The organism is Rhodobacter ferrooxidans, assembly GCF_000176015.1.
In the GTDB taxonomy this organism is placed as follows: domain Bacteria; phylum Pseudomonadota; class Alphaproteobacteria; order Rhodobacterales; family Rhodobacteraceae; genus Pseudorhodobacter_B; species Pseudorhodobacter_B ferrooxidans.
The window spans coordinates 24,575-31,564 of sequence record NZ_ACYY01000033.1 but is presented as its reverse complement, the minus strand read 5'-3'; the positions used below and the strand labels follow the sequence as shown (position 1 = coordinate 31,564).

The window sequence follows — 6,990 nt, the reverse complement described above, 5'->3', positions numbered from 1 at the left end:
AACGGTCAATGCCTTTCAGCATCTCCTTGGCCCGGCGCGCGCCTTCCTGCAACGGTTCCGGCAGCAGGCTGATCGCCCCCTTGGCGGCGGCCTTGAACTCCTGGAACGGCGCCCCGGCGTAAAGGCGGGAAAGGTAAGCCGACAGCGCGCCAACCGGCGGGGCGATGCTCATCTCGTTGTCGTTCAGGATGACGAACATGCGTTTTTTCAGGTGGCCCGCGTTGTTCATCGCCTCGAAGGCCATGCCCGCCGACATCGAGCCGTCACCGATCACCGCAATCGCGTCGCCACCGTCGCCGCCCAGATCGCGCGCCGCGGCAAAGCCCAGCGCCGCCGAAATCGAGGTGGAGCTGTGCGCCGCACCAAACGGGTCATAGGGGCTCTCAGAGCGCTTGGTAAAACCCGACAGCCCGTCTTTCTGCCGCAAGGTGCGGATACGGTCGCGCCGCCCGGTCAAAATCTTGTGCGGATAGCACTGGTGGCCAACGTCCCAGATCACCTTGTCGCGCGGGGTGTCGAACACCGCATGCAGCGCCACGGTCAGCTCAACCACGCCCAGCCCGGCGCCCAGATGGCCGCCCGTCACCGACACCGCCGAGATGGTCTCGGCCCGCAATTCCTGCGCCAGCACATGCAACTCGTGGTCGGTCAGCGCCTTCAGATCGGCGGGCACGTTTACCCGGTCCAGAGTCGGCGTCTTGGGTCGATCAGTCATGGCGGATCCTCCGCAGCCTTCAGCTTTCCCGAGCGATAACGAAGCGCGCCGCCGCAATCAAGGTCGCCGCTGACGCACCATAGGGCGCCAAGGCCGCCTCGGCCTCGGATTCAAGCGCCCTTGCACGGGCTTTGGCCCCCTCCAGCCCCAGCAAAGACACGAAAGTGGCCTTGCCGGCATCGGCGTCCTTGCCCACCCGTTTGCCCGCTACCGCCGCATCGCCTTCGACATCCAGAATGTCATCAGCGATCTGGAAGGCCAGCCCCAGGGCCGTGGCAAACCGCGCCAGCGGGGCTGGGTCTGCCCCCGCCAGCAGGGCCCCGGCCTGCGCCGACCAACTGATCAGCGCCCCGGTCTTGCCCGCCTGCAACTCGGTGATCTGCGCCAGCGTCAGCGGTTCGCTGGCAGTTTCAGCCGCAATATCAAGCGCCTGCCCATAGACCATCCCCGCCGCCCCCGAAGCGCGCGCAAGACTCGCCACCAGCGCCAGCCGGGCCTTTTCCGACCCCAGCGCCGGGTCGCACAGCAACTCAAAGGCCATGGTCTGCAAGGCATCGCCCGCCAGCACCGCCGTTGCCTCGTCCCATTTCACATGGCAGGTCGGCAACCCGCGGCGCAGGTCGTCGTCGTCCATGCAGGGCAGATCGTCGTGCACCAGACTGTAGGCATGCAGCGCCTCGATCGCCGCCGCCGCCGAAACCGCATTTTCCGCGGCAATGCCGTGCAGCCGGGCCGATTCGAGCACCAGAAACCCGCGCAACCGTTTGCCGCCCTGGGTGGCATAGCGCATCGCCTGCACCACCGGCTGATCGGAAAGCCCGGCCATCGCCGCATCCAGCCGCGCCTGAATATGCGCGGCATCGGTCAACAGAACGTCCTTGAAACTCACAGCCCCTCCACCGGCGTCGTGCCCACGGCCCGGCCTTCCGCCGCGCGGATCAGTTCCACCTTTTCCTCGGCATCCTTCAGCTTGGCCGCGCAATGCGCCTTCAGCGCCGCGCCGCGTTCGTAAAGCGCGATGGATTGCTCCAGCGCCACTTCACCGCGTTCCAGCGCGCCGACAACCTGTTCAAGTGCGGCCATGGCCTCTTCGAAACTCATCCCGGCAATCGGCTTGTCGCTCATGCGCCCCGCTCCTGCAAAACCCCGACATGTGCGGCCACCGAGGCGGCCAGTGCCGGCAGATCATAGCCACCCTCCAGAACGGATACCACCCGGCGGTCGCAGATCTGTTCCGCCAGATCGCATATCCGGCCTGTCAGGGCTTGATAATCCGCCTCGCGCCAGTTCAGCCCTGCCAAAGGGTCGCAGGCATGGGCGTCGAAGCCCGCCGAAAGCAGAATCAGTTCCGGTTGAAAGGCTTCGATGCGGGGGAAAACCTGCGCCGCGTAGGCCGCCCGCATTTCAGCCCCGCCTGTGCCTGCCCGCAGCGGCACATTGACAATCTGCCCCTGCGCGCCGGTTTCCGACGCCGCCCCCGAGCCGGGGTAAAGCGGCATCTGCTGGCTGGAGGCGAACAGAACCCGCGGCTCGTCCCACAGCAGCGCCTGAGTGCCGTTGCCGTGATGCACGTCGAAATCGACGATGGCGACGCGGGAAAGCCCGTGCACTTCCAGCGCCCGAATCGCGGCAATGGCGATGGAGTTGAACAGGAAGAAACCCATGGCGGTTTCAGCCTCGGCGTGGTGGCCGGGCGGGCGAGTGGCGGTGAAGGCGTTCGCAGCGCCGCCGCCCAGAACCAGGTCCACCGCCGCACAGGCAGCACCGACACCGCGCCGCGCGGCGGTCAGACTGCCGGGGGACAAATAGGTGTCGCCGTCAATCTGCGCCCAGCCCAGCGCGGGCAGGCTTTGGCGCACCCGGTCGATATGGCGTTGCGGATGACAGCGCAGGATGTCGGCATCGTCACCCAGCGGCGCGGGCAGGCGCAAAAGGTCCAGCCCGGCCAGCCCCAGCGCCACCGCCGCCAGCCTTGCCCGCTGTTCGGGGTGGCTGGGCAGCTCGACATGGTCGTCGCAATCGGAATGGGTGAACAGCGCCGTGACCATCTGCCGTTCACCCCCTTGGTTTCAGCCTTGCTTGTCCTGGCACTCGATGGCGCTGACCAAGGCCTTGTCGCTGTCGGTCAGGTCGATCTTCATCACCTCGGTGCCGTTCGACGACAGGGTCATGGTATTGCTGGCGGCAAGGCCGGTCAGGAACTCGATGCTGTCAAACGGAATATCCACCCCCGGCAGATCGTCAAGCACAACGCCCTTGGCCACGCCGTCATAGGAGGTGCCGTCCAGATCAAAGCTGATCGGATAGTCCTGATCCACCACAATCTCTCCCCAGGCGGCGTTCATCGCCATCAGATAGCCGGTGCCCGCCGCCCGGTCGAACCCGATCCGCACGTCCGATCCGTCTTCGAATTCGGCGTTGATCAGGCAGCCGTTGCCGATGGTCGGGTCGATCAGCACTTCCCAGACGCCGACGGTGGCATAGGATTCAAGGTCTTGCGCCATCACGGCCGCACCGCTTGCACAACAGGCAGTCGCCAGAACGGCCGACAGCATCACAGATTTCATTCATCTTCTCCGGTTTCAACCCGGCCCGAACGGCCGGATTCGAGCGCCGAACCATAAGGTGAATTGGCCGGATATCAATGCGTTGCCGCCAAGTTTAATCAGGTGCCAGCATGTAGCCTTCGCCGCGCACGGTTTGCAGATAGCGCGGCTGCTTGGGGTCGGCCTCGATCTTGCGGCGCAGGCGGGTGATCTGCACATCCACCGCCCGGTCCTGCGCCTTGTCGGCATCATCGCCCGGCCCCAGATCGCCCACCAGACGCTCGCGGCTGACCGGCTCGCCTGCCGCGGCAGCAAAGATCCGCATCAGTTGCGCCTCGGTCGCGGTCAGCCGCACCGGTTCGGTGCCGCGCCACAACTCGCCGCGTTCCAGATCATAGCGCACGGCGCCCAGATGCAGCACCTTCGGCCCGGCCACCGCCGTCTTGGCCTGCGGCACCCGGCGCAGAATGGCGTTGATGCGCAGCAGCAGTTCCTTCGGCTCGAACGGCTTGGCCAGATAGTCGTCGGCCCCGGCCTCCAGCCCCTCGATGCGGTTGGCGGTTTCGCCCTTGGCGGTCAGCAAGAGGATCGGCACTGCCAGCCGCGCCCGCAGATCGCGGGTCAGGGCAATGCCATCCTCGCCCGGCATCATCACGTCCAGCACCACCAGATCGAACTCCAGCCCACCCAGCAGACGGCGGGCCTGGGCAGCATCGCGGGCGATGGTCACCAGAAAACCATTGCGCATCAGAAACTTCTGCAACAGCCCGCGGATGCGTTCATCGTCGTCCACCACGAGCAGATGCGCTTGCGGATCGCTCATGCCCCGGCCTCCTTCAGGGTCTGGAACTGGCGGCGCAGTTCGGGGTCCATCATCGCTTCCAGCACCTGACGAAAGCCCTGCACCGCCTGCGGCCCCGCCGCCCGATACGCCGCCCGCATCCGCGCGCGTTGGGCATCCGACAGCGCCCGCTCCAGGCCTGCGCCCTTTTCGGTCAGCGTCAGATGCCGCTCGCGCCGGTCCACCCGGCCCACCTTGCTTTCCACCAGCCCATCCTCGATCAGCGTCCGCAGCACCCGGTTCAGGCTTTGCTTGGTCACCCCCAGAATCGACAGCAGGTTGTTGACCGTGGTGCCGGGCGAGCGGTGGATGAAATGGATCGCCCGGTGATGCGCGCGGCCATAGTCCATGTCCTGCAGGATGCGGTCGGGGTCGGCGGTAAAGCCGCGATAGGCAAAGAACATCGCCTCGATGCCCTTGCGCACCTGCTCGTCGGTCAGAAACAGCAGGCTCTCGCCGCCTTGCCCGGTGTTCGCCGTTGCCATGCCCGCCCCCCTTGTTGCAATCATTTTATGTCAGCCTTGTTGACTTTCCAAGACTCAACTGTTACCCAACCCTCCGATTTCGCGCAACTTTATGTCCACTTCGGACCTATCTTGCGCAACTAATGCAAAGATCCCGCTGAAGGAGGGGAAAATGGCAGGCTACGACGACCGCGACGGCTTTATCTGGATGGATGGCAAGCTGGTGAACTGGCGCGATGCCAAGGTGCACATCCTGACCCACGCGCTGCACTATGCCTCCAGCGTGTTCGAGGGCGAACGCTGCTACAACGGCAAGATCTTCAAGTCGGTCGAACATTCCGAACGGCTGCGCAAATCGGGCGAGTTGCTGGATATGCCGCTGCCGTTCTCGGTGGCCGAGATCGAGGCGGCGAAAGAGGCGACGCTGAAGGCCAACGGGCTGACCGACGCCTATGTGCGCCCGATCGCCTGGCGCGGTTCGGGCGAGGATATGGGGGTCGCGGCCAAGCGCAACCCGATCCATCTGGCGGTGGCGGTCTGGACCTGGGGCAACTATTACGGCGACGCCAAGTTCAAGGGCGCCAAGCTGGACATTTCGAAATGGAAGCGCCCCAGCCCGGAAACCATTCCGCATGCCGCCAAGGCTGCCGGGCTTTACATGATCTGCACCATGTCGAAACACGCGGCCGAGGCCAAGGGGTGTTCTGACGCGATGATGTTCGACTATCGCGGCTATGTGGCCGAGGCGACCGGGGCGAACATCTTTTTCGTGAAGGATGGCGAGGTGCATACGCCGCTGCCGGATGCCTTCCTGAACGGCATCACCCGGCAGACCGTGATCGGGATGCTGCGCGAAAAGGGCATCACCGTGCACGAACGCCACATCCTGCCGGGCGAGTTGGAAGGCTTCCAGCAATGCTGGCTGACCGGCACCGCGGCGGAAGTGACGCCGGTGGGGCAGATCGGTGATTACAATTTCGAGGTCGGGCAACTGACGAAGGATATCTCGACCGACTACGAAAAGATGGTGCGGGCCTGAAACGAAAGAGCGCGCCCGACCGGCGCGCTCTTCCTTTCCTTGCGGTCAGTCATCGCTTCAGGCAGTGCGGCCCCGGGCGATGCGCATAAACTGCACCAGACGGCGGTTGCCATCCGGCTTGGCCTCGGCGCGGTGCCAAGGTGCGCGGTTGCCGCGGGCGATGCGCAGGAAATTCTTGACCCTGCCGCCCAGCGACGGCGTCCGATGGTCTGCGATATGTCGGCCCATGTTCGTCCCTCCCAGGTTGATCGGATTCTCACGCTACCACGGGTTGCGCTGATTCTCCCAACCCGAACAGTGTCCTGCATCAGGACAGGCGCGCCACCGCCCAGACCGCCGCATCCGCCACCGCTGCATCGGCATCGCCCTGCAATCCGGCCGCTACCGCCCGCAGCCGCTTATCCCCGGAATTTCCCATGGCATACAGCACGTTGCGCACAAAGCGGTCGCGCCCGATCCGCTTGACCGGACTGCCCGCGAACAGCGCGCGAAACCCGGCATCATCCAGCACCACCAGATCGGCAAGCATCGGCGCCCCCACCTTCGCCGCATAACCGATCTCGCGCGCCGCACCCGCGAACTTGTTCCACGGGCACACCGCCAGACAATCGTCACAACCATAAATCCGGTTGCCCAGCATCCCGCGCAACGCGGGGTCCACCGGCCCGCGATGCTCGATGGTCAGATAGGAAATGCAGCGCCGCGCGTCCAACTGGTATGGCGCCGGAAATGCCCGCGTCGGGCAGATGTCCAGACAGGCCGAGCAAGACCCGCAATGATCGGCTTCCGCCGCATCCGGCTGCAATTCCGCCGTGGTGAAAATCGCGCCCAGAAAGAACCAGCTTCCCAGATCGCGCGCCACCAGATTGGTATGCTTGCCCTGCCAGCCCAAGCCCGCCGCCTGCGCCAAAGGCTTTTCCATCACCGGGGCGGTATCGACGAACACCTTGATCTCGGCCCCCGAGACGCCAACGAACCAGCCCCCCAGCCGCTTCAGCCGCCGCTTCACCAGATCGTGGTAATCCTTGCCCTGCGCATAGACCGAAACCGCCCCGCGATCCCGCTGCCCCAGCACTGCCAGCGGATCACAATCCGGCGTGTAAACCTCGGCCAGCATCACCACCGACCGCGCCGCCGGCCACAGCGCCGCCGCCGAGCCGCGCCATTCGGCCCGATCCGCCATCCAGCCCATCTGCCCGTGATGCCCCGCCGCCAGCCATTCCGCCAACCGCCCCGCCGCCTGCGGCACCGCACCCGGCGCACAGATCCCGACCTTGGAGAATCCCTCTTCCAAAGCCCGCGCCACCAGCCGTTGTTTCAGATCGCCGAAACCCTGGACTTTCATCTGTTCGAAAATATCCCACGGGGGTCCGGGGGTGTGAAAC

10 protein-coding genes are annotated in these 6,990 nt (G+C 65.3%); 1 reads left to right on the top strand and 9 read right to left on the bottom strand.

Features of this window, described 5'->3' with window-relative positions:
- The 7 genes from RSW2DRAFT_RS16335 to RSW2DRAFT_RS16305 all read right to left on the bottom strand — a co-directional run.
- The coding region (locus RSW2DRAFT_RS16335; protein ID WP_008032985.1) for a 1-deoxy-D-xylulose-5-phosphate synthase N-terminal domain-containing protein at positions 1-715 on the bottom strand (715 nt) is incomplete at its 3' end.
- 19 nt (positions 716-734) lie between these two features.
- Positions 735-1,604 (bottom strand): polyprenyl synthetase family protein, encoded by an 870-nt coding sequence (locus tag RSW2DRAFT_RS16330; RefSeq protein WP_008032984.1) that lies wholly within the window; start codon positions 1,602-1,604, stop codon positions 735-737.
- Entirely contained in the window at positions 1,601-1,840 is a 240-nt protein-coding gene (locus tag RSW2DRAFT_RS16325) for an exodeoxyribonuclease VII small subunit (RefSeq protein WP_008032982.1), read from the bottom strand. The genes RSW2DRAFT_RS16330 and RSW2DRAFT_RS16325 overlap by 4 nt, the downstream gene beginning before the upstream one ends.
- Positions 1,837-2,763, bottom strand: a complete 927-nt coding sequence (locus tag RSW2DRAFT_RS16320; RefSeq protein WP_008032980.1) for a histone deacetylase family protein — start codon at positions 2,761-2,763, stop codon at positions 1,837-1,839. Before RSW2DRAFT_RS16320 ends, RSW2DRAFT_RS16325 begins: the two co-directional genes overlap by 4 nt.
- Positions 2,764-2,784: 21 nt before the next feature.
- Positions 2,785-3,282 carry a hypothetical protein gene (locus RSW2DRAFT_RS16315; protein ID WP_008032975.1) on the bottom strand — a complete coding sequence of 166 codons (498 nt, stop codon included), beginning with the start codon at positions 3,280-3,282 and terminating at the stop codon, positions 2,785-2,787.
- 94 nt (positions 3,283-3,376) lie between these two features.
- The gene (locus RSW2DRAFT_RS16310; RefSeq protein ID WP_008032970.1) at positions 3,377-4,084 is read right to left on the bottom strand and encodes a response regulator; all 708 of its coding nucleotides are present in this window, start codon (positions 4,082-4,084) and stop codon (positions 3,377-3,379) included.
- Positions 4,081-4,587 carry a MarR family winged helix-turn-helix transcriptional regulator gene (locus tag RSW2DRAFT_RS16305; RefSeq protein ID WP_008032968.1) on the bottom strand — a complete coding sequence of 169 codons (507 nt, stop codon included), beginning with the start codon at positions 4,585-4,587 and terminating at the stop codon, positions 4,081-4,083. The genes RSW2DRAFT_RS16310 and RSW2DRAFT_RS16305 overlap by 4 nt, the downstream gene beginning before the upstream one ends.
- 151 nt (positions 4,588-4,738) lie before the next feature.
- On the opposite strand from RSW2DRAFT_RS16305, the gene RSW2DRAFT_RS16300 reads away from it, so the two are divergent.
- The gene (locus RSW2DRAFT_RS16300; RefSeq protein ID WP_008032965.1) at positions 4,739-5,605 is read left to right on the top strand and encodes a branched-chain amino acid aminotransferase; all 867 of its coding nucleotides are present in this window, start codon (positions 4,739-4,741) and stop codon (positions 5,603-5,605) included.
- A gap of 57 nt (positions 5,606-5,662) precedes the next feature.
- Here the strand turns inward: RSW2DRAFT_RS16300 and RSW2DRAFT_RS18400 are convergent, their stop codons facing one another.
- Both RSW2DRAFT_RS18400 and queG read right to left on the bottom strand, forming a co-directional pair.
- Positions 5,663-5,833: a hypothetical protein gene (locus tag RSW2DRAFT_RS18400; protein ID WP_008032964.1), complete on the bottom strand. Its 171-nt coding sequence runs from the start codon at positions 5,831-5,833 to the stop codon at positions 5,663-5,665.
- A 79-nt stretch (positions 5,834-5,912) separates the two neighbouring features.
- Positions 5,913-6,950, bottom strand: coding sequence for a tRNA epoxyqueuosine(34) reductase QueG (queG, locus tag RSW2DRAFT_RS16295; protein ID WP_008032963.1), 1,038 nt, complete (start codon positions 6,948-6,950; stop codon positions 5,913-5,915).
- Between the last annotated feature and the right edge of the window lie 40 nt (positions 6,951-6,990).

Excerpts from the sequence above, each read along its gene's own strand:
- RSW2DRAFT_RS16325 (WP_008032982.1), bottom strand. The coding sequence starts at position 1,840 with ATGAGCGACAAGCCGATTGCCGGGATGAGTTTCGAAGAGGCCATGGCC.
- RSW2DRAFT_RS16320 (WP_008032980.1), bottom strand. The coding sequence starts at position 2,763 with ATGGTCACGGCGCTGTTCACCCATTCCGATTGCGACGACCATGTCGAG.
- RSW2DRAFT_RS16315 (WP_008032975.1), bottom strand. The coding sequence starts at position 3,282 with ATGAAATCTGTGATGCTGTCGGCCGTTCTGGCGACTGCCTGTTGTGCA.
- RSW2DRAFT_RS16310 (WP_008032970.1), bottom strand. The coding sequence starts at position 4,084 with ATGAGCGATCCGCAAGCGCATCTGCTCGTGGTGGACGACGATGAACGC.
- RSW2DRAFT_RS16305 (WP_008032968.1), bottom strand. The coding sequence starts at position 4,587 with ATGGCAACGGCGAACACCGGGCAAGGCGGCGAGAGCCTGCTGTTTCTG.
- RSW2DRAFT_RS16300 (WP_008032965.1), top strand. The coding sequence starts at position 4,739 with ATGGCAGGCTACGACGACCGCGACGGCTTTATCTGGATGGATGGCAAG.
- RSW2DRAFT_RS18400 (WP_008032964.1), bottom strand. The coding sequence starts at position 5,833 with ATGGGCCGACATATCGCAGACCATCGGACGCCGTCGCTGGGCGGCAGG.
- queG (WP_008032963.1), bottom strand. The coding sequence starts at position 6,950 with ATGAAAGTCCAGGGTTTCGGCGATCTGAAACAACGGCTGGTGGCGCGG.